The sequence below is a fragment of the Thermoproteus thermophilus genome, assembly GCF_055392855.1.
Genome location: NZ_AP042466.1, coordinates 614,490 through 638,661 on the forward strand (window position 1 = coordinate 614,490; position 24,172 = coordinate 638,661).

At 53.7% G+C, this 24,172-nt stretch carries 27 protein-coding genes and 4 tRNA genes; 17 read left to right on the forward strand and 14 right to left on the reverse strand.

Annotated elements, in window-relative coordinates:
* Positions 1-27: 27 nt before the first annotated feature.
* Genes ACZ5PA_RS03620 through ACZ5PA_RS03630 form a run of 3 tightly spaced genes read left to right on the forward strand, consistent with a single transcriptional unit; the run spans position 28 to position 4,140 of the window.
* Positions 28-2,865 carry an ATPase gene (locus ACZ5PA_RS03620; RefSeq protein ID WP_464930919.1) on the forward strand — a complete coding sequence of 946 codons (2,838 nt, stop codon included), beginning with the start codon at positions 28-30 and terminating at the stop codon, positions 2,863-2,865.
* Positions 2,855-3,361 (forward strand): hypothetical protein, encoded by a 507-nt coding sequence (locus ACZ5PA_RS03625; protein WP_464930920.1) that lies wholly within the window; start codon positions 2,855-2,857, stop codon positions 3,359-3,361. The genes ACZ5PA_RS03620 and ACZ5PA_RS03625 overlap by 11 nt, the downstream gene beginning before the upstream one ends.
* Positions 3,361-4,140, forward strand: a complete 780-nt coding sequence (locus tag ACZ5PA_RS03630; RefSeq protein ID WP_464930921.1) for a nuclease NurA — start codon at positions 3,361-3,363, stop codon at positions 4,138-4,140. Before ACZ5PA_RS03625 ends, ACZ5PA_RS03630 begins: the two co-directional genes overlap by 1 nt.
* A 172-nt stretch (positions 4,141-4,312) precedes the next feature.
* Here the strand turns inward: ACZ5PA_RS03630 and ACZ5PA_RS03635 are convergent, their stop codons facing one another.
* A complete protein-coding gene (locus tag ACZ5PA_RS03635) occupies positions 4,313-4,912 on the reverse strand; it encodes a transcription factor (protein ID WP_464930922.1) in 600 nt (199 codons plus the stop codon).
* A gap of 38 nt (positions 4,913-4,950) precedes the next feature.
* On the opposite strand from ACZ5PA_RS03635, the gene ACZ5PA_RS03640 reads away from it, so the two are divergent.
* Both ACZ5PA_RS03640 and ACZ5PA_RS03645 read left to right on the forward strand, forming a co-directional pair.
* On the forward strand, positions 4,951-5,865 hold the full coding sequence (locus tag ACZ5PA_RS03640; protein WP_464930923.1) for a radical SAM protein: 915 nt from the start codon (positions 4,951-4,953) through the stop codon (positions 5,863-5,865).
* 25 nt (positions 5,866-5,890) lie between these two features.
* Positions 5,891-6,217, forward strand: a complete 327-nt coding sequence (locus tag ACZ5PA_RS03645) for a hypothetical protein (protein WP_464930924.1) — start codon at positions 5,891-5,893, stop codon at positions 6,215-6,217.
* Between the two features lie 6 nt (positions 6,218-6,223).
* On the opposite strand, the gene ACZ5PA_RS03650 is transcribed toward ACZ5PA_RS03645, so the two are convergent.
* Positions 6,224-6,313: transfer RNA gene (locus ACZ5PA_RS03650), tRNA-Lys, on the reverse strand.
* 46 nt (positions 6,314-6,359) lie between these two features.
* On the reverse strand, positions 6,360-7,478 hold the full coding sequence (locus ACZ5PA_RS03655) for a radical SAM protein (RefSeq protein ID WP_464930925.1): 1,119 nt from the start codon (positions 7,476-7,478) through the stop codon (positions 6,360-6,362).
* A gap of 73 nt (positions 7,479-7,551) precedes the next feature.
* Here ACZ5PA_RS03655 and ACZ5PA_RS03660 point away from each other — a divergent pair, with 73 nt between their 5' ends.
* Positions 7,552-8,175: a KEOPS complex kinase/ATPase Bud32 gene (locus tag ACZ5PA_RS03660; RefSeq protein ID WP_464931272.1), complete on the forward strand. Its 624-nt coding sequence runs from the start codon at positions 7,552-7,554 to the stop codon at positions 8,173-8,175.
* On the opposite strand, the gene ACZ5PA_RS03665 is transcribed toward ACZ5PA_RS03660, so the two are convergent.
* Positions 8,144-8,662 carry a hypothetical protein gene (locus ACZ5PA_RS03665; protein WP_464930926.1) on the reverse strand — a complete coding sequence of 173 codons (519 nt, stop codon included), beginning with the start codon at positions 8,660-8,662 and terminating at the stop codon, positions 8,144-8,146. The genes ACZ5PA_RS03660 and ACZ5PA_RS03665 overlap by 32 nt on opposite strands.
* Before the next feature lie 137 nt (positions 8,663-8,799).
* On the opposite strand from ACZ5PA_RS03665, the gene ACZ5PA_RS03670 reads away from it, so the two are divergent.
* A tRNA-Arg gene (locus tag ACZ5PA_RS03670) sits at positions 8,800-8,894 on the forward strand.
* Positions 8,895-8,990: 96 nt separating this feature from the next.
* On the opposite strand, the gene ACZ5PA_RS03675 is transcribed toward ACZ5PA_RS03670, so the two are convergent.
* Positions 8,991-9,109 (reverse strand) — tRNA-Pro (locus ACZ5PA_RS03675).
* A gap of 122 nt (positions 9,110-9,231) precedes the next feature.
* On the opposite strand from ACZ5PA_RS03675, the gene ACZ5PA_RS03680 reads away from it, so the two are divergent.
* Positions 9,232-9,325 (forward strand) — tRNA-Arg (locus ACZ5PA_RS03680).
* A 105-nt stretch (positions 9,326-9,430) separates the two neighbouring features.
* Here ACZ5PA_RS03680 and ACZ5PA_RS03685 read toward each other — a convergent pair.
* Positions 9,431-10,201, reverse strand: a complete 771-nt coding sequence (locus ACZ5PA_RS03685; RefSeq protein WP_464930927.1) for a polyprenyl synthetase family protein — start codon at positions 10,199-10,201, stop codon at positions 9,431-9,433.
* A 26-nt stretch (positions 10,202-10,227) separates the two neighbouring features.
* On the reverse strand, positions 10,228-10,416 hold the full coding sequence (locus ACZ5PA_RS03690) for an HTH domain-containing protein (RefSeq protein WP_464930928.1): 189 nt from the start codon (positions 10,414-10,416) through the stop codon (positions 10,228-10,230).
* Positions 10,417-10,541: 125 nt separating this feature from the next.
* On the opposite strand from ACZ5PA_RS03690, the gene ribH reads away from it, so the two are divergent.
* Positions 10,542-10,994 (forward strand): 6,7-dimethyl-8-ribityllumazine synthase, encoded by a 453-nt coding sequence (gene ribH / locus ACZ5PA_RS03695; RefSeq protein ID WP_464930929.1) that lies wholly within the window; start codon positions 10,542-10,544, stop codon positions 10,992-10,994.
* On the opposite strand, the gene ACZ5PA_RS03700 is transcribed toward ribH, so the two are convergent.
* Genes ACZ5PA_RS03700 through ACZ5PA_RS03720 form a run of 5 tightly spaced genes read right to left on the reverse strand, consistent with a single transcriptional unit; the run spans position 10,984 to position 14,234 of the window.
* On the reverse strand, positions 10,984-11,532 hold the full coding sequence (locus ACZ5PA_RS03700) for a hypothetical protein (protein WP_464930930.1): 549 nt from the start codon (positions 11,530-11,532) through the stop codon (positions 10,984-10,986). The two genes, ribH and ACZ5PA_RS03700, sit on opposite strands and share 11 nt — an antisense overlap.
* Positions 11,529-12,254, reverse strand: a complete 726-nt coding sequence (locus ACZ5PA_RS03705; RefSeq protein WP_464930931.1) for a hypothetical protein — start codon at positions 12,252-12,254, stop codon at positions 11,529-11,531. Before ACZ5PA_RS03705 ends, ACZ5PA_RS03700 begins: the two co-directional genes overlap by 4 nt.
* An 18-nt stretch (positions 12,255-12,272) precedes the next feature.
* Complete coding sequence (locus tag ACZ5PA_RS03710; protein ID WP_464930932.1) at positions 12,273-12,944, reverse strand: nucleotidyltransferase family protein; 672 nt, start codon at positions 12,942-12,944, stop codon at positions 12,273-12,275.
* On the reverse strand, positions 12,941-13,279 hold the full coding sequence (locus ACZ5PA_RS03715) for a hypothetical protein (protein ID WP_464930933.1): 339 nt from the start codon (positions 13,277-13,279) through the stop codon (positions 12,941-12,943). Before ACZ5PA_RS03715 ends, ACZ5PA_RS03710 begins: the two co-directional genes overlap by 4 nt.
* 28 nt (positions 13,280-13,307) lie before the next feature.
* Entirely contained in the window at positions 13,308-14,234 is a 927-nt protein-coding gene (locus ACZ5PA_RS03720; RefSeq protein WP_464930934.1) for a carbohydrate kinase family protein, read from the reverse strand.
* 137 nt (positions 14,235-14,371) lie between these two features.
* Here ACZ5PA_RS03720 and cobA point away from each other — a divergent pair, with 137 nt between their 5' ends.
* The 7 genes from cobA (at position 14,372) to ACZ5PA_RS03755 (ending at position 18,822) form a co-directional block, all read left to right on the forward strand.
* Positions 14,372-15,100, forward strand: a complete 729-nt coding sequence (cobA, locus tag ACZ5PA_RS03725; protein ID WP_464930935.1) for a uroporphyrinogen-III C-methyltransferase — start codon at positions 14,372-14,374, stop codon at positions 15,098-15,100.
* Entirely contained in the window at positions 15,091-15,723 is a 633-nt protein-coding gene (locus ACZ5PA_RS03730; protein ID WP_464930936.1) for a uroporphyrinogen-III synthase, read from the forward strand. The genes cobA and ACZ5PA_RS03730 overlap by 10 nt, the downstream gene beginning before the upstream one ends.
* A 15-nt stretch (positions 15,724-15,738) precedes the next feature.
* The gene (locus tag ACZ5PA_RS03735; RefSeq protein WP_464930937.1) at positions 15,739-16,377 is read left to right on the forward strand and encodes a precorrin-2 dehydrogenase/sirohydrochlorin ferrochelatase family protein; all 639 of its coding nucleotides are present in this window, start codon (positions 15,739-15,741) and stop codon (positions 16,375-16,377) included.
* 3 nt (positions 16,378-16,380) lie between these two features.
* Positions 16,381-17,403 (forward strand): porphobilinogen synthase, encoded by a 1,023-nt coding sequence (gene hemB / locus ACZ5PA_RS03740; RefSeq protein WP_464930938.1) that lies wholly within the window; start codon positions 16,381-16,383, stop codon positions 17,401-17,403.
* Between the two features lie 264 nt (positions 17,404-17,667).
* A complete protein-coding gene (locus tag ACZ5PA_RS03745; protein ID WP_464931273.1) occupies positions 17,668-18,318 on the forward strand; it encodes a 30S ribosomal protein S3 in 651 nt (216 codons plus the stop codon).
* Positions 18,319-18,349: 31 nt separating this feature from the next.
* A complete protein-coding gene (gene rpmC, locus ACZ5PA_RS03750; protein WP_464930939.1) occupies positions 18,350-18,562 on the forward strand; it encodes a 50S ribosomal protein L29 in 213 nt (70 codons plus the stop codon).
* Entirely contained in the window at positions 18,559-18,822 is a 264-nt protein-coding gene (locus tag ACZ5PA_RS03755; protein ID WP_464930940.1) for an RNase P/RNase MRP subunit p29, read from the forward strand. Before rpmC ends, ACZ5PA_RS03755 begins: the two co-directional genes overlap by 4 nt.
* On the opposite strand, the gene ACZ5PA_RS03760 is transcribed toward ACZ5PA_RS03755, so the two are convergent.
* Positions 18,790-19,374 carry a 5,10-methylenetetrahydrofolate reductase gene (locus ACZ5PA_RS03760; RefSeq protein ID WP_464930941.1) on the reverse strand — a complete coding sequence of 195 codons (585 nt, stop codon included), beginning with the start codon at positions 19,372-19,374 and terminating at the stop codon, positions 18,790-18,792. The genes ACZ5PA_RS03755 and ACZ5PA_RS03760 overlap by 33 nt on opposite strands.
* A gap of 87 nt (positions 19,375-19,461) precedes the next feature.
* Positions 19,462-21,525 (reverse strand): V-type ATPase 116kDa subunit family protein, encoded by a 2,064-nt coding sequence (locus tag ACZ5PA_RS03765; RefSeq protein WP_464930942.1) that lies wholly within the window; start codon positions 21,523-21,525, stop codon positions 19,462-19,464.
* Positions 21,526-22,004: 479 nt separating this feature from the next.
* On the opposite strand from ACZ5PA_RS03765, the gene ACZ5PA_RS03770 reads away from it, so the two are divergent.
* On the forward strand, positions 22,005-24,164 hold the full coding sequence (locus ACZ5PA_RS03770) for a sodium-translocating pyrophosphatase (RefSeq protein WP_464931274.1): 2,160 nt from the start codon (positions 22,005-22,007) through the stop codon (positions 24,162-24,164).
* The last annotated feature ends 8 nt before the right edge of the window (positions 24,165-24,172 follow it).

A 24,172-nucleotide genomic window follows, 5' to 3' on the forward strand; every position in this document is an offset into this window, starting at 1 on the left:
AATATATTAGCAAGAGCATCGCTATGCGTGTTAGACTTGCTGGACTCGCCGTTTAATCCATCGGGAGTCACCCACGTTCATAGACTACATAGGGCGCTAGGCTTCGAGAAGGAGCTGAGACAAGTAGTCGAGCTCTTCGAGTTGCTGGCCAGGACTAGGAACAACATATTGGCCGTAGTAGTGGCGCCTTATGGGTACGGCAAGAGCGAGTTCCTCGACGAGGTCCAGCTAGAGGCGAGATCCAGAGGCTTGACGACGGTGAGAGTCGCCTTGTCCCATAGCTTTAAGGGAGAGCTCTTGAAAAGCTTGGAGTTAAAGCAACGGGGAGCTCCCTTGGTAGTGCTCGTGGACGAGGCCGACGAGCTGTCAAGGCTCGCCGCCATGCACAAGCTCGGCGCTCTCTCCAGCGACGAGTTCAGACAAGCCGTCATGGATCTGGCATCTGTTGTGAGGGCCTTGTTGGAGCCCAGAAATTATCCGCATATATTGAAGGAGCCCGATAGATACGACAAGATCTTGGTCATCACCGCGTTGACGCCGCAGGTGTACTACACTATACTGAAGAACATAGTCCCCGACGTCTTCGACATAACTACGGGCAGAGTGTATAGGGAGATAGTCCTGGACACCAGATTCCCGTTCTGGCTGTTCTTGGAGGTCGTGGCGTCTAGGCTAGACGCCTATGTGAAGACCGAGAGGAGGGACAAGTTCTGGCCGTTCACGTTACACGAGCTGGCAGCGCTTTACAACATAGCCTTGAAGAAAGGCGAGGTCAGCCCTAGATATCTGTTGAAGTTAGCCGCAAGGCTATTCGAGCTTAAAAACAGAGGCGGAGGCCTAGGCGATCTAGCCGCCGAGGAGGGCGTGGAGGTTCAAGACAAGGAGCTGGTCGAGTACGCCCTCTCGGGCATTCCGGTGAAGGAAATAGACGAAAAGTATCTAAATATATTTAAAAAAATATATTTATATAAAATTCCATTTAAAGATAAAGAAGCAATAAATATTTTGAATAATTACTTAAGATTAAGAGGTAAGGAGATAGACCCGCTCGACGAGAAAAACGCGTCATACGAGCCCAATCTATACTACACGATGGTGGAGAACGGCGAATTGTGGATATATTTGGCCAGCGGCGATAGGATAAAGGAGTTGGAGGAGTATTCGGCGGGAGAGGCGTATATAATTGAAGATATCATCGCGAAGGAGACGGAAAGGGATGACATAGTTAGATTAAACAAGGAGTTATTAGATAAATTACAAGATCCCAACTCGTTCACGAACGAGATCGAAAGAATACTTGAGCTCAACGGCATAAGGACTAGGCTGTGTTGCGGGAAAGCTATATGGTATAACAACTTGGGCTTCAGAGAACTGATATTATTAATATATCTAGAAAGAGAAAATGATTTAATTAATATTAAAAATATTATCAATAAAATTATAATAGATGGATCTATAGAAAGTTATCCAATAGATTATGTTATAGGATATATCTTCTCGAACACGCTATTGACCGAGGAGATAGAAGACGCGTTGTCTCCCTTGTTCAAAATAAGTTGGAAGAATTCATATATAGATCTTTCAGAAAAATATTTATTTTTAAATATTTATGGTGCAGATAAACTTGATAAATTAAAAATGAAAATAATTAAATATCAAGTAAATAAGGTATTAGGCAAAGAAGTGGAGCCTCTGGAACTCGCCGAGAGTTTAAGGCTGAACAGGGAGAGGGCTAGGGAGAATGTGCTCAAGTACACCCTCGCCCTCAAGAGGGGCAAGGAGAGGAAGGAGATCGCCCTATTAAAGGCCGCCGAGCAGTTGATCTCCGGCCAGGCTCCGGATGGGATGACGGCCTTCCCTCGAATAGTCGATATTCTGCTAAGGAGGATAGAAGGCGAGATTCACGAGAGGGAGCTCAAATCCATGATAGCCCGCCTATTCCCCGTCAACTTGTGGAGGGATCTACGCGAGGACGACTTAATAGCCCTCATGGTCTACACAAGCCATCTAGTCCCCAAAGGCGATAAAATATACGTTAAATTCAACACAGAGGACGCGCGTAGATATCTCGGAGAGCTGTACAAGGACGTCTTAAAGCGCGCGGAGGCGTCGGTCAGCCTGAAGAGCAAGATATTCGGGGAGATCAGAATGTCCAAGAGGCTCGAGGTAGGAGATCTACAGCTGGAGTTCTCGGACGCGAGGGGGTACGCGCTATCTTTGTTGCGCCTCAAGGAGGCCGCGTTGGACCTCCAACAACGCGCTGAGGAGGCGAGGGCGGAGCTGGAACGGGAGCTCAGGGCTAAGAAAGAGTTGGTGGACAAGCTGGAGGCGATAGCGGAGAGGCTACCGCAGAGGATAAAGTTCATGGCGTTGGACGAGAGGGTCGTCGAAAGGGAGAGTTCCGTGTTGAGGAGCGTGGAGGAGATAAGAGAGGTGTGGAGCTCCATACGGCCTTTAGCCCTCGAGCTCGGCAAGGGCGTTTCGGTGGAGGCCGATCTCGGCGTGCTCCTCAACTTGCCCGAGCCTTGGCTGGACGACTACCTAGTAACGCTCAAGCTCTACTCGGTCAAAGTCAGGGAGGAGTACGAGGCGCATAGAAGGGCCGTTGAGCTGAGGAGGAATGTGGCCGAATGGGTCAAGGCGAGGCTAGGCGCCGCGGAAGACGCAGAGGTTACCCTCAAGAGGAAAGCCGCAGAGCTGAATGTACCATATCAGCTCCTCTACGCAGTGGCCTCCAAGGGGCCTGGACGCGAGCTGGACCCGAGCTCACTAGCCGCCGAGGCGTCTCTTGACGTCAAATCGGTGATGAAATACTTGGACCTAATGGCCGAGAACGGCCTTATAGCTAAGAGGTATGTCTCCTAAAGTCCTAGTGATAAGGGAGGGCGAGCTCAAGCTCGACGCCGAGATAGTCGTAGATGCAAGGCCTCCCTACGAGTTCTACGACGTGGTGGTCCTCGGAGGAAGGGAGTTGAGATCGGTAGTCGCAGTGGGCGAAGCCAAAGGAGATGCCGTGGTGGGATGGGGAAAGCTCACGGGCAAGCCTGTCGCCGTTATGGTAAACGGCGTCTTGTACCTAAGGGCCGTCCCGCTTACGCTTTACCAAGAAATGGGGTATCTCGAGAAGGAGCTATTGTCGAGGGCCGCGGGCGAGGAGGACGCGAGGAGGTTAGCCGAGAAGCTAAAGAGGCTGGTCCTGGAGGAGCGGAGAAGGTATAAGAAGTCGTCGTCTTTACTGGCTTTACAGAAATTCGTTGAGGGAGAAGCGCCGTTGCCGAGCTACTTAGCCGATATAATCGGCGTTATAGACAAAGGCACTATCGCCAAGGCGTTGGAGGTACTATACAGCGAGATTTATTGATGAAGGACCTCTTATCCGAGATACTGCGCCTCGCCGAGATCGAGGTGCCGAAGTATAGGGACAAAATCGCGGAGCTTGCGCGTAAGGCCGAGGCGTTTAAGGACTTAATCTTAAGGCCGCCAGTCGGCGACGTGCCCAACTACGCGGCTGTGGACTCCGGCTACGCCGTTGTGCAATATAGAAACATGAATATTATAATAATAGATATAGTAGTTATAAATAATAATATTAATAATGAATCTATTTTATTATATTTTAGAAAAAATGAAAAAATAAATATAAATAAATATATAAGAATACAAGAGATAACGCGGGCTTTGGGCCTAGACGGCTACGTCCTCCTCGACGGTCCCTTAACGCCTTACTTGAACGAGCCCAGGGGACTCGTCATCGGCGTATCTAAGGATCCCGTGATGCCCAGATACTGGAAAGGCGCAGATAGCGATGTCGGCGAGTGGATGAGGGAGATTTCGGGCTACGCGTCGGAGCTATACGCGGCCGAGCTATTGCTCAGAGGCGAGCCGCCCGGCTCCATGCTTAAGCCTGTCAAGTTCAAGGGCTTTCTGGCGACTTACGTGAAGGGCGATTCCGTATTCTATGTTGAGTTCCCCGAATACGTGCCCGAGGAGGTAATAGCGTCCTTCTTCAAACACGGATATCCGATAAAGTTGAGGTTAGCGCATAAATACGCCAAGATATCGCGGGATTTGTTGAAGACGGTGAAGATGATGCTCCCGAGGCTTTTGGACGTCTCAAATAAATATAGAGATTTATTATAATCCTTTATAAATATATAAAAGATTAGCTATAGCTAAATTTATACAATCATCGAGATTAAGTTCATGTTTTTTACATATTTCTTTAAGTAATTTATATTCAGAAGACTTAAGGGGTATAGCCACCCGTTCCATGAAAACGCGGAGATGTGCTTTAAAAAAGGAATTAGTTAAACTATCTCAGCAGATTGGTTATCTGTCTGAGCCTCTCCCTAACTTCATCGAGCTCTCTCCGTAATTTCTCGTTCTCAGCCCTTAATTTTTCCACCTCCTTGGCCAACTCGTCCCTCTCCCTCCTCAACGCCTCGATATCCGGCGCAACGGCTTGGCCGCACCTATCGCTACGCACCCAATAGACCAGCTCGGTCTTGTCCTTATTCCAAGTCAACTCGCCGGTCTCCGGATCGAGAAGGAGCTCAGTGGTGAGCATGAAGATATCGCCGCGCTCTAGCTTGTACTTGGGCACGGCCTCCTCGAAGAACCACTTTTTCAGCTCGTCGAAGAGCTCCTTGGAGCTCTCCCTGAACTTATCGGAATCCCTGATCCTGGCGAAGATGTTCTCGCCGTCGGGGCCGAACTGCTCCCTAAGCGAGCCCGCCACGGCGCCGAAGAGCAACTTGAAGAACTCGGGGCGTCCGCCTGGGCCGAAGCGCCCGAAGAGCCTACCCGCCGAGGTCTTGCCAGTGTTCCACCTTATGAGGACGAACCTCCTTCCCTCTCTCGTTATGAGCTCCGACCGCACCTCGCCTCTCTCCTCCCTTACCTCCTCGCCCATGGGATATATATTAAGGATTTTTAATATCGAATCGGGGCGTGCCCGTGTATTATAACATACACAAGGGCCGGCTAGCGGAGGGATGCGACCTCTGCCTAGTGGGCGCAAAGGCCGTCGTGTTCGTGACCGGACTGTGCAGATATAGGTGTTTCTATTGTCCAGTAAGCAGGGAGAGGTTCGGCAAGGACGTCATGTACGTCAACGACGTCGCGGTGCGCTCGGTGGATGAGGTAGTGGAGGAGGTGGCCAGATCGGGCGCCGCGGGAGCCGCCATAACTGGCGGCGACCCCCTCGAGGTGCCCGAAAGGGTCGTCCAGATATCCCGAGCGCTTAAGAGTGCGTTTGGCCGCGAGTTCCACATACACTTATACACTAGAGCGACTAGCTTGAACAAAACAACGGCGAACGCCCTCTTGAACTCGGGCTTGGACGAAGTGAGGCTACACTTAATAAGCTGGGGCGAGGCGAAAGGAAAACTGCCCTACATAGCCGCCTTGAAATACGCCGGTATTTCAGTTGGGGTCGAGGTGCCGGCTGTGCCGGGTTTGGAGGCGAAGATGGCCGAGGCCATAAACGCGTTAGCGCATCTGGGCTTAATAGACTTCGTCAACGTAAACGAGCTGGACGTCTCCGAGAGCAACATAGAGGCGTTGAGCGCTTTGGGCTATAGGATAGGCGACGGCTTCGTCCTCGGCAGCATAGAATCCGCGAGAAGGCTCATGGACATGATAGAGGGAGTTCCCGTGCATGTGTGCAGAAGCAAGTCCAAGGATTTGTTCCAGATAGGGGCCAGGGTCTTTCGGGAGGCCTTGACGACGGCGTCTCCCCACGAGTACGTAGAGGACGACGGCTCAATCGTCTACGCCGAGGAGGGAGTACATCCCAAGAGCCGATCGGCTAAGAACATCAAGGTCAAGATACGCCTCGGAGGGAGGTTTCTCGAGGTGGAGTAGGTGTTTTTAAAGAGCTGGGGTATTCGTGAAGTCGCTCGTGCCGATATTGCTACTGGCCGTGGCGATCCACGCAGCGACGCTCAACGCCACTAACTCCACGACGCCAATCGGCGTACTCGATAGCGTGAACAATGTAATAAACAAATGGCTAGGCTACGGAACATATTTTCTGGCGAACCTCGAATACACGTTGAAGTATTACATAACGAAAATATCTGAAGTCGTCGCGGTTATAATGGCCATGGTAGGAGCGTTTCTATACTTCTCCAGGCTCAGCAGATATACTGGCCGTAGCTTACTCGTTGGGGCTGTGTTGCTTTATCTATTGGCGCAAATACTGAAAGGACTCTGAGGCAGGCGGGCCCGGTGGGATTCGAACCCACGACCTACGGGTTAAAAGCCTCGACGGCTACGCCACCGCCGCTCTACCTGGCTGAGCTACGGGCCCTTATCTGCCTATACAATCTCAATTTAAGCTTTCCGGCGCGATGCGCTCAGCTTACGGGCCTCCAAACTAGCCCGAGCTCGTCTGCGTACTTATATGCGTTCCTAATTTCCTCCTCTGAGACGACTCTATTTATCTCGGCGTATTTGGCCAGCTTGGGGACTAAATAATCGGGATGATATTGGTCCATGACGTTGACGAGAGCCCTTGGGCAGTTCTCCGCTATCCACTTGAGAACCGGCCTTGTGCAACAATCGACGTGGCCTGGAAGCACTAGATGGCGTATGATGATATCCTCCCCCCTCCTACATATCACGGAGAGATTCCTCGTGGTCACCTCCCAATATCTAGGGGCTATCGAGTACCTCAAGGCGCAGACATTGTTGCCGTATTTGAAGTCGGGAAGCCATATGTCGATGACGTGCAGCATTAAGTTCAAGGCCTCAGGCGTTAGGTACATGTTGGAGTTCCATAACTGAGCGACGTTGACTCCGCGTTTGGCGAGGACCCTCAACGACTCCAAGATGAAAGGGATATTGGGCGTAGGCTCGCCGCCGACCCAGTTTATGTTGCGCGCCCCCTCCTCCCTCAGCTTGATCTGTATCGCTGCCAAAGCGCTCGGCGTGGTCTCAACGCCGTTTTCGGGCCTCTGCGATATGTCCCAGTTCTGGCAATAGACACAACGGAAGTTGCAACCGGCGAAGAACACAGTACCCGAGGGGACCAACGGCGCCTCCTCGCCCAAGTGGTGGAAGAAACTGGCAACGCGAGGTCTAGCGTCTAGGAGACAAGCGCCCCTCTTGGCGGTCCTATCCACGCCACAACGTCGCTCGCATAGCGCACAACGCCTCAGTTGCCTCTTCGCCAGCTCTATCTTTACGTCGAGGAGGGAGGCCCGAGGCATATCGCCGCGAGTAAGCGATATATCTGGCCTATCCCTCTGCCGGGCCCATTCCTCGTCGAAGGCGCGGCCCAGCTCGTCGTGTATTCTCCACAGCCCCTCGTCCTCCATCGATGCGTAATCGCTGGGGGCCTCGAGCCTAGCCGCTATGTGGAACTTGGCCGGCGCTAAGTTGCGCATGACCGCGTAATACCAGCTGAGCCTCTCCCTCACGATCGGGTCCCTCCACACGGCCACGGCGTCTGGCCTATAGAGGACCCAAGCCACGCGTTGCTATACGTGGAATGATATAAACCGATCGTCGTGGAGAAATATATGGATCACTCCAAGCCGCCTCGTGATGTTGATCGCGAGGGGGGCTGAGGCGGATCTCTACGTAGTCGACTGGTTCGGGTTAAAGGCCGTCGTGAAGCACAGAAAGCCCAAGCCTTATAGAGACCCCGAGCTGGACAAGCTCATCAGATATCGAAGGACGCTCAACGAGGTGAGGCTCATGGCGAGAGCCCACGACTCGGACATCGCAGTCCCCGCGATATATTTCTTCGACGCGGAGAAAGCCTTGATAGTCATGGAGTATATAGAGGGGCCGACGGCTAAGCAGATGCTAGAGGGCGGCAGAGATGTGATGCGGGAGGTGGGGACCTTAGCGGGGAGGCTCCACGCGGCCGGGATAATCCACGGCGATTTAGCCTTGACAAATATCATCTACCGCAACGGCGTGAGGCCCTACTTAATAGACATGGGCTTGGGGTACTTCGTCGAGGGAGGGGGGAGGAGAGCCGCGTTGGAGTACGCCAGGGACGTCAACGTGCTTTTGAGGATACTGGACACGTACGGAGATAAAGCCGAGGAGTACAAGGAGTCGTTCTGGGAGGGCTATTCGGAAGTGTTGGGAGATCTCGCCGAGGAGGTACGCGGAATGGTCGCCCGCATTAGGGCCTCGGCCCGCTATGTCGAACGTTGACGTAGGCGTAGAGCCCCCATTCATCGTACTGTTTGAACAAACGCGCTTGCTCGGCTTGATTGGCCTCGCCCTCTAGGACTCGATATGCGGCTATGAGCAGATCGCCCTCAGGCAAGCCCAAGCTAGATAGAAGGACTCCTAAATGAGGCGCTAAAACGTCTACTATAGAGTAGAGAGGGCTTTCTCTGCGCTCCTTGAACAGACGGCAGAGGGCCTCCAGCTCGTAGTACTTCAATATGCCGCAAGCTGGCATGCCGCCGAGCCTAATTCCCAACATGGAGTTCAAGGCCACGTCGGGCTCATCGCCGGATATGCCGAGCGCGAGGGCCGACATCATCTCGGGCGTCAACACGGCGACTAGGGGGCGCCTCAAAATGCCGAAGGGAGGCACCGCTAGAGTGCCTACTAGGCCCATGTAGGCCATCTCGGCGATTAGTCTTCTCACGATACGTCTTGCTTTGTTTATTTGATAATAGACCTCTTGCACGATATCCGGATTAACCGTTCTTATATAGCCTAGGATTAGGAAGAGGCGAGTTTACGTAAACAAAAGAGGCGATGAGCCCCAGGATGCACTGCAGATCTGCGCTTCAAAGCTTTTAAAATCTCGCATACTTAGTCGCTGGGCCCGTAGCTCAGCCAGGATAGAGCGGCGGTGGACCCCGCGTCCGCCGAGCCTCCTAAGCCGTAGGTCGTGGGTTCGAATCCCACCGGGCCCGCTCGATCAATCCTCCTATTATCCAAGCCAATGACACACGGTCCGTCCCCAGCGACAGAGGCCCAAGGACGCGAGCTCATCCGAGAAAAATGAAAATTGGTGGGGCCGCCGGGATTTCTGGGCGGCGATGCCTGAACCCGGGATCACACGGGCTAGCTCGCGGCTGGGTTGGGGCCGCACCGAGCCGTGCGTCCTACCAGGCTAGACTACGGCCCCGTGAACTAGTTTATGGGTGCTTAAAAATTTCACGCGATGGACCCACAGGTCACGAGCGCCGAAAATCTCGCCAAGAAGGACTAGGCGGAAACGCTTTTAAATACCGACGCGCCCAAGGCCCAGGGCCCGTAGCTCAGCCAGGATAGAGCGGCGGCCTGCGGAGCCGTAGGTCGCGGGTTCAGGCATCGCCGCCCAGAAATCCCGCCGGGCCCGCCACTTACGCCCTCGTCCATGACCGGCCGTCAATCCAGCGGCCGTCGCCCTCGGCAGATCGCATAAGGCCCCTCGCTTGGCGGGGGCTGGACGCAGACGACGAGGGAGCTATAACTTCATAGTAGTCAAGGTCCCCTCCAGAGCCCTCGCCAAGATGGCCTCTATGAACTTCTCGAGCGGCGATATCCTCTCCCCGAGCGTTCTCCTCAGCGTCTTCACGACATTCTTGATGTCCTCTACGATAGGGCTCATATCCCTCCTCATCCCCTCGTCCGCCATATCGTCCGAGTACTGGTACAATACGCCGAGTAGTCTACCCAGCGCGGCCGCAGGCTTTAGGAGATCCCTCCTCTTGAGTATCATGGAGGGCATCACGAAGGCCGCCTCGATCAGCGGCGCCGTCTTGAGCTCGGCGGCCTCCCTCCCTATCAAGTCGAGCGCTTGCCCCTCGGCGAGCCTCTTGGCTATATCGGCTAGGTACTTAACGATGTCGAAGCCTATCTCGACCGCCCTCTCCACGGCCTCCGCTATGAGCCAATCGCTGGCAACTACGGACATACCGTCCCCGTATATAACGCGCGGCGTCTTCACGCCCCTCCTTGTGTCATGTCGGTCAGCCACATCGTCTTGGAGCAAGGACACTATGTGGAGTATCTCCAGCACGGACGCCGCGTTTATTATTCTATCGTCCTTGAGCTTCTGGGGGTCCAACGCGTACGTGAACAAGAGGAGCATCAATGGCCTTATCATTTTTCCGGGAGTCTCTATATAGTACCTTATGGCCGCCCTTAATTGAGGGTTCTCCACAGATTCGCCCACGCGGCTTATACTGTCCTTGACTCTGTTTAGGGCCTCTAAAACCTCGGAGGGGACCTCCACGTAAGGAAAAAAGGTTTGCCTTTTTATTATTTCGCTTTGTACCTATGGTCGACGGTCTCCTCCACTTTGCCCTCCTTCTTGAGTCTGGTCAGTTGCGCCTTTACTACTGCGACGCGGTCTACCCCGACGGCCTTAGCTATCTCCTCGGCCGTGAACTCCTTTCCGGGGTTCTGCGCCAGGAATTGATATATCTTATTCTTCACGCCCTCCGGCATATTCATACCCTACCACTTATTTTTATATTTTTCTGTGGCGGATTTTAACCAGCACTCATTGGGGGCTATATCTTCGCACAATTGGCGGAGGCCAACGCATAAATAGCGAAGTAGCTCTCGGTGATATGGTCAAGTTAGCGTTGGTCGTGGCCGAGTTTAACTACGACGTAACCCAGCTCATGTTACAAAAAGCGCTTGATCACGCGAAGTTCTTAGGGGCAGAGGTCACCTACGTAGTGAAGGCGCCCGGCGTTTTCGACGTGCCGACGCTTTTAGCAGAGGTGGTCAAGAAGGACGACGTAGACGCCGTGGCCGTGCTCGGAGCCGTCATCCAAGGCGCTACTAAACACGACGAGCTCGTGGCCAACCAAGCAGCCCGCAAGATCCTCGACATCTCTGTCGAGAGCGGCAAACCCGTTGCACTTGGGGTCATCGGGCCCGGCGCCAACAGAATCCAAGCGCTCGAGAGGGTGGAGGAATACGCCAGAAGGGCCGTGGAAGCTGCCGTGAAGATGGCCAAGAGGCTTCAGAGGATCAAGGAGGCCAAGTACTCGGGCTCGCCGATATTTATTGAGTAGGCTCGAGGACGTTCAACATCTCCCAGACCGCTTTCATGACAGCTATCTCTAGCTTGAACTTGGCGTACGTCTCTTGATCTATCGCGCCGGCCGAATAGGCGTCCTCTACCCTCTTCTCCAACGCCACTAGGTCCAGCCCGGCCAGCTTCTCCTTGGTCAACGAGCGGGCCCAAGCATATCTAATTCTGGCGTCTATCTGGGCTATTCTGTCCCTGAGAGCCTTCGCCCTCTCCTCCAGCTCGGCCATCTTCTTCCTGGACTCATCGGCCAGCTTCGCGTAGTCCTCCTCAGATATCAAGCCGAGCTCGCGTTTGGCAGACAATACCTCTAACTCTCGCGCCAGCTCGGCCACGACGCCTTGTATCTGCTCTAGCCTTATCTTGGCCCTTGCCAGATCGCTGTCCCAAGAGCCCTTAAGCGCTTGTGACGCCTCGACAAACGCCCTCCAAGTGTCCTCGACCCCCTTGAGCTTCTCCTCGTATTGGGACAAAAGCCTATCCAGTTCCCCTACGGCCACGTATGCTACGTCGACGCTCATACTAATATATCCTCGAGCTCCTTCTTGAGCCTCTCATATGCCTCTCTAGAGATCTTGCCCTCCTTCAACAACTCGTCGAGCTTGCTCAAGGACACTCTGAGGTTTATGACCTCGGCGTTCGTCGAAGTCGTGAGGACCCTCTTGAAGTGCTTATCGAGGACTTCCTCGATAGAGCTATACCTTTGTTCCACATCATTGAGAAGAGCCTTAAGCCCCTCGAGCTTCTCCTCTATCTCCCGTCTGACTCTGTCGTACTGCTCCTCGGGTATCAGACCCCTCTTGAGCTCCAGCTCCTTCAAGGCCCTCTCGTAATTGGCTATCGTCGAGGCGAGCAGATCTATGGACCTCTTCACCACTAACTTCTCCACCTCCCACTGCCTCTTATAGCTGAGCACAGACGACTCGTAGCCTTGCCAAGCCTCGTCTAGTTTCCTCAACACTTCGTCGTATTTCATAACCACGTTGTCCACGACGGGTTTTATGGCCTTGTCGAAATCTGCCTCGGCTCTCTCGGCTTGCGTTACTTGGGCTAATTGTACTACCTGCGGCTGTTCTTGGCGAGTCGTCTGAGCGGCTGTCGGTTGTTGGGATTTGTACCTCACGTAGACGGGACATTCGGCGTAGTTGCCTATGCAGTACCAATCAAAGGGGTTCACGGGCTTCCCCGTGTAGCCACAGACAAAGCCGCCCTCGACTCTCCTAAGAGCAGGGCATATGCTCATAGCGCCTACTGTGTAGAGTTATATATTTATTACGCCTAGCTGGCGGACTTTGGCGAGGTCCTCCAGAGCGCCCACGTCGTAGAACTTGGCCTTAGATACGTAAACGGCCACGTAAGGCGCGAGGGACTGCGCGAAGTCGTTAAAGTCCAAGTACCTCTCCTCTAGACTTTGCAAAACCAGCCCCTCCACTAGATATATGCCAGTGGACACCACGTGCTTGAACTTGGGCTTCTCCCTCCAAGCCGCTAATCTCCCATCCTTAACATCTAACACGCCGAACCTCAACGACGCCTCAACCTCTTGTCCCACTATAGTGAGCAACGCAGGCGCCCCCTCGTGGAACCTCAAGACCTCCCCAACGTCTAGGTTGGTCAACACGTCGCTAGGCGCCACTAGCATGGGCCCATCGTCGAAGTACTCCTTGGCGTAGTAGAGTTGCCCCGCAGTCCCCAACAACTTCTTGGAGGGGACGAAGACCACGTCCGGGTGCCGCTCCTTGAGGTACGATCTCAGCAAGTCCTGCATGTAGTGCCCGACCACGTATATCTCGCCTATTCCGTTCGCCTTGAGCCAAGCTATGACGTGGTCTATTATGGGCTTGCCCCCTACGACCACCAAGGGCTTCGGGACAAAATAGGTCAGCGGCCTCAGCCTCGTGCCGAGCCCCGCGGCTAATAGAAACGCCCTCAAAGGTAGTCCTTTAAGCCGTACTTCTTCAAGTGGTGTTCTATCTTCTTCACCTCGCTCTCCATCTTCTTAGCCTCGACCACTATATCGATGCGCCTCTCCTCGCCTCCTTTAGCCTTGATAGTGCAGAAGCCGTCCGGCGTCAAGGCGCGCGCCTCGCAATACGCGTACTGGCACTTAGCGCCGATACATTCGTCGTTTAGCCACGTGCACCAGAACACTATCTTGTTCCCCCTTATCATCGGCTTCAACGCCTTCTTCCCGCACTTGAAGAGAGAGGAGCCGTTTGGGCCGTAGACGCATCTAGGCCCTAGACACGGCTCTCTGGCGGCCGACACGATCTAGAGCTCTTGTTTCTATTAAAGTTTAATCCATAATTCTATAGCCCAAGGACTTCAAGAACTCGACAACCTCGGCGAATTTCGGCGAGGAGCGCGCGCCGGGTCTTGAGACCTTGATAGACGCGGCCGCGTTGGCGAAGAGCAACCTCTCGTAGAGCGAGAGCCCGGCCAGCCTGGCAGCCACATACGCCGCGGCGAACGTATCCCCGGCCCCCGTGGTGTCGATGGGTTGGAGGCGGAAGGCGTCTACGTAGATGAATTCACCATCGCTTACCGCCATCGCCCCCTTGTCCCCCAACGTCACCACGATCTCCTTGACGGCCAAGTTCTTGGCTATGACGTCTATAGCAGCTCTATGATCCGACGAGCTGGCCAACAACTTGGCCTCCGCTTGATTCATGAAGACCACATCGACCCCTGAGAGGGCCCTCGAGACCACGTCGAGGCCCTTCCTAGCCAACGCAGTGCCTCCGTCCACCGATATCGTCTTCCCGAGCTTCTTGGCGACCTCCTTGGCCTTGAGTATGAGCTCCACCCTGCCGCTCGCCACGTGCACGTGTTCTACCCCCGCCAAGGAGGCCTCGTTTATATCGTCGGGGGAGAGGCCCATATTAGCGCCTCTGTAGGCTATCATGCGCTTACCCCCGTCTGGATGGACTATCACCACGACAACTCCCGATCTAGCCCCGCTCACCCTTTTGACAAAAGAAACATCGACTCCTGCCGCGGCCAGCTCCTTCAGGATCATGTCGCCTATGACATCATCGCCGATAGATCCCAAGAATCTGGCCTTATGGCCCATCTTGGTTATAGCCACAGCGAAGTTAGCGGCCGATCCGCCGCCCCCAGTATATATATCTATGGCGTCTACGGATTGGTCTAAACCAGGGAGCTCCGGCGTTTTGATATATATATCATAATTCAAGTTCCCTATGGATGCCACTAAAGCCACAGTTTAATTCCTCAGTATAATAATAATTACGCCCTCGTAGAACCGTTGTATGCTCGATACAAGACCGCCCCTTGGCAGGACCACGGCGCTTATCGGCAATTGACCCAATGTTCAAAAATATACGTCGACGGATTCTCGTGGGCAAGGTTTATATAGTAGGCGCCGGCCCGGGCGATCCCGAACTTATCACAGTCAAGGGGCTGAGGCTTATAGAGACCGCCGATGTCATATTATATGATAGGCTCATCCCCAAGAGCCTTTTGTCGCGCGCCAAGCCGCAAGCCCTACTTATAGACGTAGGTAAGAGGCCCGGCCCCGATAAACCGAGCCAATCTGAGATAAATTTCATGTTGTACGACTTCGCGACGAAATTCGATGCAGTTGTGAGGCTACATGGAGGAGACCCCCTAATCTTCGGCCGCGGCTTTGAGGAATGCGAGTACTTGTTATCGAGGAGGATAGCTTGCGAGCTCGTTCCCGGCATCACCAGCGGCATCGCTGCTCCCGCTAAGTACTACATACCGCCGGTGGTGAGGGGCACGGCTAGCTCCGTGGCCCTCGTCACAGGTAAGGAGGACCCCTCTAAGGGCAAAAGACAAGTGGATTTCAAGAAGCTAGCAACCAGCGTGGACACGATTATAATTTATATGGGCGCCGCCTCGGCGAGGGAGATAGCCGAGGAGCTCATGGCCGGAGGGCTGCCGCCGGATACCCCCGTAGCCGTCATAGAATCGGCTTATTTCGACGACGAGAACTTCAAGGCCACTACGCTTGGGGCCTTGGGCCCAGTGCGTAATCCGGCTATAATAGTTGTGGGAAAGGTAGTGGAAAGAGGGCTGAGGGCTAGGGGGGCGCTATGTCGGTGACTATAGTGAGGCTAAAGGAGGGTCCTTGTCCCCGAGGCGCTATGTGCGTGGCGATAGGCTCTATAATCATGCGCGAAGACGTCCTCGTGCCCGAAGGCGATTACTTGGTCGTGATGAGCCCGATAGTCGCACAAGCGATAAACCTCGGCGAGATTAAACGCAAGTTCAAATGCGTGATCTGCGTTGGGCCCTCGACCGCAGCAGCCGTTGGGGATTGCGTGATCCCGCGCGAGTACAGCAGTTACGGCGTAGCGCGTCTGATAAGGGAGTTGGCCCCGGGGAAGGTGGTCGTGTTGAGATCTAACAGAGGAAACGACGTGTTGAGGAGCCTCCTCCCCGATGTGGTAGAGGTGCCCGTCTACGAGATAAGGATCGACCGCTTTAAGTTAACGAAGGCCGTTGAGGCGGTTCAGAGATCCCAAGCCGTGGTGCTCACGAGCTCCATGGTAGCCGAGGAGATCGCAAGGAACGCCGACTTGAGGGGGAAAGTAGTCGTGGCCATAGGCCCCGTGACGTCCAGCAAATTGGCTCAATTGGGGATTCCCCATTTAACCGCCCCCGAGGCCACTATGGAAAGCGCTTATAGAACAGCCCTGGAGGAGTTAGAGCGGTTTAAACGATAAATCCACGATCTTGTCATGAGGATCCCTTTATGGGTAGAGGCCTCGAGGCTCAAGGTGGTGGTGTTCGGCGGAGGGTCGGTGGGGACGAGGCGCGCCAAGTTCTTCTCGTCGGCTGGTGCTAGGGTCAGAGTCCTGGCTAAGGAGGTAAGCGAGGAGCTCGAGTCCTCGGGCATCGAGATCAAGCGCGTAGACCTTAATTTATACAATCCCGTAGAGGATATAAAATGGGCCGATTTGGTGGTTATAGCGGTCAACGACGAACGTCTTGCGGAAAAGCTCTTCGAAATAGCTAGCTCCATGGGTAAGCTCGTGAACGACGCCACGGACGCCTCGAGGACTCACGTGGTCGTGCCTTATTTTAAGGAGGTCGAAGGTTTGAAGATAGCGACGACCAGCGAGGGCGCCGCCGGCGCGCCTGCGCGTATGGCCTTGGACGTGATAGAGACGTGTATAAGGAATAGCTGGATACCCATCTTTTTTAAAGTTTATTCCATTATTAAGAAAGAAGCAAAAATATCTATTAATGATATTAAGAATAGATTGAAATTTTACCAAGAACTCGTGGACGATGACGAGTTCATGGAACTCGTCAAGAGCGGCGATGCGGAGGGAGCGCTCAGAAGGGCGCGTGAAATATTAACTAGATTCATTTAAGACATGCAGATACAGTTGTCCTATCCCACCATTAGGCCCAGGAGATTGAGGGCGAATAGGATTATTAGAGATGCCGTGGCCGAGACGTCGCTAGATCCCGGCGATTTCATTATGCCTATATTTGTCAAGGAAGGCGCTGAGAGGGAGCGTATAACCTCGATGCCGGGCTATTTCAGATGGCCGGTGGATCGCTCCTTGGTGGACCACGTGGAGGAGGCCTTGAGCTTAGGCGTAAATAAGTTCATACTTTTCGGAGTCCTCCCGGACGAGTTAAAGGATCCGGAGGGCAAGGCGTCTTACGATCCTCAAGGCGTGGTGCCGCGCGCGATAAGGCTGCTCAAGGAGACGTTCGGCGACAAGGTTTTGCTCTTCGCCGACGTGTGTTTGTGCGAATACACCGACCACGGCCATTGCGGCGTTGTGGCGAGGGACGAAAAGGGTTGGCAAGTGGACAACGACAAGACTATTTCGATATACGCCAAGGAGGCCGTCGTTTACGCAGAAGCAGGCGTCGACTTCGTAGCGCCCTCGGGCATGATGGACGGCCAAGTTAAGGCAATACGCCAAGCTCTAGACGCAGCCGGTTACGAGGACGTAGGCATAATGGCGTATTCTGCTAAATACGCCTCGGCGTTTTACGGCCCGTTCAGAGTCGCCGCATCCTCAGCGCCTAAGTTCGGAGACAGGAGGACTTACCAAATGGACCCTCGCAACGCCAAGGAGGCTATTAAGGAAGTGATGTTGGATCTCGAAGAAGGCGCGGACATCGTCATGGTTAAGCCGGCTTTAGCGTATCTCGACGTCATAAGGCTGATTAAGGAGACATTCCCCTGGGCGCCCCTAGCCGCCTACAGCGTATCGGGGGAGTACTCCATGATAAAGGCGGCGGCATCTGCGGGATATCTCGACGAGCGCTTGGTGGCGCTGGAGGTGTTATTCGGCGCAAAGAGGGCCGGGGCCGATCTGATAATAACTTATTACGCTATCGATGCCGCTAGGTGGCTAAAGGAGGGAGTGCCTTTTTAGCCTTACGCGACGAGGCGAACAGTTTGGCGGCGGGCCGCACAGCCGCTTGCCCCTCAGCCCGACGGTATACGGCTCGACGCCAGTAATGCGATTAAGCCTCGGCCTACGTCTAAGATAAGGGCCCGCTCGCGCATCAGCAAGGGGTGATGCGGCAATCTCCGCCTATTTGGAGTCGTCATCACAAGCCAGCCGAATTGGGAGCTTAAAAGCCTACGAGGTCGCGTGGAGGAGAGAACTTTAATATGGGGGCTTTTCGAAGAGGCCGTGTCCCAGCAAGGGAGAAGGCTCGCCGTGTATAAGAAGATACTGCAAGACAACGTGAAGAAGTGGATGATAAAGGAGTTCCTCGAGTACAAGCTGTCAAGGCTCGGCTACGTCAGCTCAGAGATACTCAAAACGCCTTTGGGCACTAGAATAGTGATATACGCGGAGAGGCCCAGCAGAATAATAGGGAAGAAGGGCGCCGTTGTGAAGGAGCTGAGCCAAATACTCGGGTCCAAACTCGGCGTTGAGAACCCGCAGATAGACGTCATAGATATATCCAAAGTAGATGTGCCCGAGATGTTCCCCAAGGTCATGGCTTACAGGATAGCGAACGCGATGGCCAAGGGCGTGAGATTCCGCAGAGTCGCCTTCGTCGCCGTGAGGCAAGTCGTAGAGGCCGGCGCCAAGGGCTTCGAGTTGGTCATAAGCGGCAAGCTCTCGACCGAGAGGGCTAAGTTCGAGAAATACAAGGTGGGGAAGGTCTACAAGACCGGCTACGACTCCATGAGGACTATGAGATACGCGACGATACACGTGCTTCTGAAGCCCGGCATCTACGGGATAAGGGTCTCCATAGCGCCCGCGAGCGCCAGATTCGCCGACGAGTTTAAGCTCAAGCCGCCCACGAGGCCGGAGGCCCAGAGCCAGTAAATGTTTTAAAATAGCCCTTGGAAATGCCGACATGTCGTCTACTCCAAAGAAGTTGAACGCCAAATCTCTCAGACAACTAAGCAGAGAGGATAGACTCAAGCTCCTGGAACAACTGCGCGCGGAATACGTGAAATTACAGACCCAGAGGTCCAGAGGAATAGTGGAGAACCCCGGCAGGATCAGGTATATAAGGAGGGCCATAGCGAGGATATTGACCATAGAGCGCGAGGAGTCCGCCAAGTGAGTTGCGTAGACCTCCTCGGGAGGAGGGTAAGAGTCGTCAACTGCGGGCATAAGACCGAGGGCTTAGTCGTAGGCGAGAGCAGAAATGCTATTTATATCCTCAAGGAGGGGCGCGTGGCCGTGGTGCCGAAGGCTCCGTGCTATTTCTTGGACCTAGACGAACTCAAGCTCGTCAAAGGCGCTTACTTATTGGGTTACAGAGATGTGAGGTTGCTGAGCGAGAAATGCCTATTTCCTAGTCGTCAAGGAAAGCGCGGCTAGCTCGGCCTCGAAGTCGCCAGGCGCCGAGATTATGACGCCCTTGGCGTAAGGCCCTAGCTCGTCTACGAAGCCCCTTAACGCCTCCAGCCTCACAGAGGGCTGGCCCAGTTTTCTCAACAATTCGGAGTTCCTCTCAGTTCTTACAAGGAGGTAGGGATATATTTCGAACGACTCCAACCCCTTGAGGGACGAGGGCGCCTCTAAGTTCAGAACCAAGAAGAAGTCCGCCCCTATTCTCAACCGCTCGGCGTAGTTCCTCCTCATGCTCAACAAGACGCCCACTCTGAGCCTGTACTCCTTGGCTATAGGTACAGCCGACTCCGTCGAGATGTGGTCGACTGGTAGCCCCACAGACGGCGGGTCCCCGGTCAATAAAACCACGTGTTCCAGCCGCAAGAGCTTCATGGCCCCAAGTAGGGAGCGGTACGCCAAAAGGTTCAAGTCCCGGATCCGCATATGCACAATCGGCGTGAGCCCGCTCTCCTTTGCGAGAACGCCGATGGCCATGGCGTGGGCTGATGGCTTGCCCATGGGCGAGTCCGGTACGTCCACATATTCGGTGTACTGAGAAATAGCGCGAATTCTATATGTTAATATCTCTCTAGAGAGCGATGGAGGCAGCTCGGCTATGATCCTCATTTAGGGCAGAACGAGAGGGACGAACAACCTACCTCTGCCTTCGTAGAACTTGCTCAAGGTCTCGTAGAACGTGAGGCGTAGCGATTGCACTAAGGACATAAAGCCCTCGCCGACGGCTATGAGTATATTGAATACAACAGCTATGGCCACGGCGCCGGCTAAGTTGCCCGAGGCGGCCACCGCGAGCGCCCATCCCATGGAGAGCTTAGTGAATATGCCGTGCATGAGTATCAATATCATGAGACGGGCGAAGCTAGGCACGTTGGCGAGACCGCCGAAGACGCCCTCAATCAGCCCTACGGCCATCTCGAGCCCTATCGGCGGCGACTCCTCGTAGTTCTTGTATTTGACCATAAGCGCCATAGCTCCTATTATCAACAACACTATGGCCGCCACGAGCACGTAGATCCACGGGAGGCTCACAGCGCTCGCCAAGGGGGCCGGCATGGGCAACACGGACTTGAGCAGCCCGAATACTATCATGCCAGCCGATATGTATATCAGCAGTATAGGGACGCCGATTCCGAGAGCCATATCCCCCTCGCCCCTCGCCACGAAGTTGGCTATTTTAAGCAAGAACGAGCCGGCCATTATCAAATATCCGAATAAAAGCGCTAGGAAGAGGTTGGCGAATATGCCCTCGCCCTCCACGGCGGTCCCCATCTGGGGGCCCACCACGGGCTGGAACATGTGCACTAGGCCATCCCAGTGTAATCCCAAATACGACAACGGGAAGCCGAAAAGCTCTCCGTAGACCACGCCGCCGAAAAACATCGAGGACGCGCCAGCGACAATCCATATGACGCCCCAGTCCTTGTACTTGCCGCCGAAAAGGCTCGTGTACAGCCATAGCCCAAATAGAAATAGCAAAAGACCGTGGCCCAGATCGCCGAACATCCAGCCGAAGAATATCGGGAAGAGCGCGGCGACTAGTATCGACGGGCTGATCTCGGTCGCGCCGGGAATGCCGTACATATACACGATCTTGTTCGCTATTTGTTTTATGGGCGAGGGGAACTTCTCCAACGTGGGCCTCCTCTCGGCAGGCACGTCGTGGAAATACTTATAGCGTATATTCCTTATTACATCAAGTTTTACCGACATCGTCTTAACGAAATCTGTAAGAACATCATCTATTTTTGCTACGTCTATTTCTCTTACATAAAATATAATAGATCCTATATCTTTATGTAAAGTCCAATTCTTATCTCCATAAACGGAATATTCCTTGTATATTCTCTCCAAGCCCTCGAGCTCTTTTTCGCGGTTATTGAGGGACCTCCTTATCGAATTCAAGGTCTCCTCGACGACTTTAAGAGACGACCCCACGTCTTCCAGATATTGCGCCGGCACCTTGACGCCCCTTAGGCCATCTCTGGCAATATACGCAGTTATGTTGCCTATCTTGACCTCGGAGGCCGACGACGGCTCCTCGAGCACTGCGTATAGAGCGAAGCCGTCTGGTAGGCGGGCGTTGTTCACGCCGCTGGTCTTCAAGTTGGCGAGCACGTCGCGTATGGCGGAGAGCTCGCGTACCTCGGACTTCAACCTCTCTATCTCAGCGCCTAACGACGCGAAGAGGTGGCCGGTCTCTTCCCCCTCGGACAACGCAGATTTATTAAATGTATCAATTACTAAAGAAAATGTATATCTTAAAGTATATGCTAAATCAATAATTTTTGCATATTTATATATATTTTCTTTTATGCGATTCTGTATATTATTGATCTTAGACGCTACGACGTCGGGCTCCTCCAAGGAGTCTAGCTCCCTAGGCCTCAACACGGCTACGTCTAATTTAGAAAGGCTTGTCGTCAGAAGTATAACCTTATTTTTCGGGATGGATACTATAATGGCATCGCCGACCGTTATGGCAACAGCCCCTATATCTCTACATAAGTTGAGCACTTCGGCCGAGCGTTTGCCGGGCACCACTATTAAGGCCTCTAGAGCCTCCATCTCGGGGATCTTTAAGCCCTTCAATTGACGCAGAGCGACGGCCAATTGATACCTCTGCCTCAGCTCCTGTAGCTCAGCGGAGAGCTTGACGACGTCTTCAAGCAAAGGACTAAGGTCTTTTAAAATATTTTCAAGTAAACTAGATAAGGATTGTTTTGGTAATGATATGATTTTTGGTTGATAATACTGTAAGATAAACGATAATATTTCGTCAAGTTTCTTTATACCGTGTAATATAACCGGGTCCCTAGGCCTCGCGAGCCTTTGAGGCCTCTCTTCGAACATAGCTACCCCCGCCTTTCCGATAAACAAGATAAGGTCTGGGAGGACGTCCACGGGGGCCGCTATCCTGAACTCGACTATACGTTCAAGAGGCACTGGAGGGGGAACGCTGGGTATTTTAAGTTATGCCCCTTCATGACATCTCCACCGTATAATTAAAAGTTTTAAATAAAATAGAATTATTTATTTTTATAAATAATTTAATAAAATATAATAGTTTTATATAAATAAACATAATTTCTAAGTTCAACCAGATCTATCCGTTAATAAAATATTTAAAGAGGTTGATGATAATAGGCTATATGACGATAATACCGATTATAGGCTTACTTACCGGCGCGCTCGGGATTTTGTACGCGATTTATTTGGCGCGGTGGGTTCTTCGGCAAGACCCCGGCACGGAGAAGATGGTGTTTATATCTAACGCCATAGCGACGGGGGCGAGGGCCTATCTCGTTAGGCAGTATAGGACGTTGGCGGCGCTCTTGGTCGTCTTGGCCGTTGCCATATATTTCGCAATCGACAGGACGAGGGGGTTGCCTGGGCTAACGGCCATAGGGTTCGTCGTCGGGGCACTCGGCTCGATGTTGGCGGGCTACTTGGGGATGTACGTGACCACTAGATCGGCCTCGCGCGTGGCGCAGGCGGCGGCCACAGGGGGGATGGGCAAGGCCTTACAAGTGTCTTGGCGCGCAGGGGCCGTGATGGGCCTCTCCCTCGCCAGCGTCGCCTTGCTCCTCATATCCGGGTTCTATATGCTTTTCAGCCGGATAGCCCCTCAAGAGTGGGCCACGCCGCTGGTGGCGCTCGGCTTCGGCGCGAGTTTAGTGACGCTCTTCATGAGGGTGGGCGGCGGCATATACACCAAAGCCGCAGATCTAGGGGCTGACTTAGTCGGCAAGATAGAGGCGGGGATACCCGAAGACGATCCGAGAAACCCCGGGGTCATCGCGGACAACGTCGGCGACAACGTAGGCGACGTGGCCGGCATGGCCGCCGACGTTTACGAGTCCTATATAGTGACAGTGACGGCCGCTATATTCCTCGCCTATATCTTGGGCTTATCCACAACGCTGATACACGGCATAATCCTAATGGCAGCCTTGGCCTTGATAGCGACCTTCGTCGGCGTTAATCTGCTCAAGACTAAGAACGTCAGAAACCCCATGAGCTCGATAAGCCTCGCCATCTACGCCACGATAGGCCTCTCGGTCGTCTTGTTCTTCGTAGGCTCGTTCTCGCTCGGCTTGAGCCCCTACGAGGCGTTGGCCATGGCCATCGCGGTGTCTCTGGGAGCCATCGTGGCGCCGCTCGTGGTTAAGATAACCGACTATTTCACTTCGTACAACTACGGACCGGTCAGGCAGATAGCCGAGCAAGCGAAGATAAGCCCGGCTACTGTGATAATAACTGGATACTCCGTCGGTCTCGTTAGTGCGGTCCCCGTTTTGTTGGTTATCATAGCAGTGCTAGGCGTGTCTTATGCAATCGGCTTCTTCGCCTTCCATGTCAACGGCTTCGGCGGATACGGCCCCTATCTAGCCGGTATTTTCGGCACGGCGCTGGCGTCCGTGGGCTTGTTGGTAATAGCCGGGATAATAATCACAGCGGACTCCTACGGCCCCGTCAGCGATAACGCAAACGGGGTCGTCGAGATGGCGGGGCTTCCCGACAGCGTTAGGGAAGTCACCGACGTGTTGGACTCCATCGGCAATACGACAAAGGCGACCACTAAGGGATACGCGATAGCGAGCGCCGCGCTGGCGGCCTTAGTGCTCTTCATAGCGCTTATGTTCGAGATAATGAAGTCGATGGCGCAAATACTCGGGACATCTATCACGACGTTGCTCACGGAGTCCATATCCAAGATATCCATTATAAACCCCAATGTGCTGATCGGCGCATTTATAGGGGTTATGATAGTGTATTTCTTCACCAGCAGGACTTTGGGGGCAGTCGGCAGGACGGCCATGGAGATAGTGGAGGAGATACGCCGCCAGTTCAGGGAGAGGCCAGGGATATTGGAGTGGAAAGAACAGCCCGACTACGCCAAGGTAGTCGACATAGCCACAAGGAGGGCGCTCGGCGAGTTCTTGTTGCCTGGCCTTGTAGTAATCGTTGTGCCGTTGATCACAGGCCTGCTCGTTGGTTGGCAAGCCCTAGCGGGCTTGATCATGGGCGCGGTGGTGTCGGGCGTGCCGCGCGCGTTGTTGATGGCCAATGCCGGCGGTGCGTGGGACAACGCCAAGAAGTACATAGAGCTACAAGGCCTTAAGAAGACCGAGCAACACAAGGCGGCGGTCGTGGGGGATACGGTCGGCGATCCGTTTAAGGACACATCAGGGCCTAGTCTGAACCCGCTGATAAAGGTGCTCAACACGTTGTCGGTGGTCTTCGCGTTCGCCATAGTGTTAGTTAACGCATACACGGGCATAGTGTTGACGGGCCTCTTTCCGTTTTGAGCTTAAGG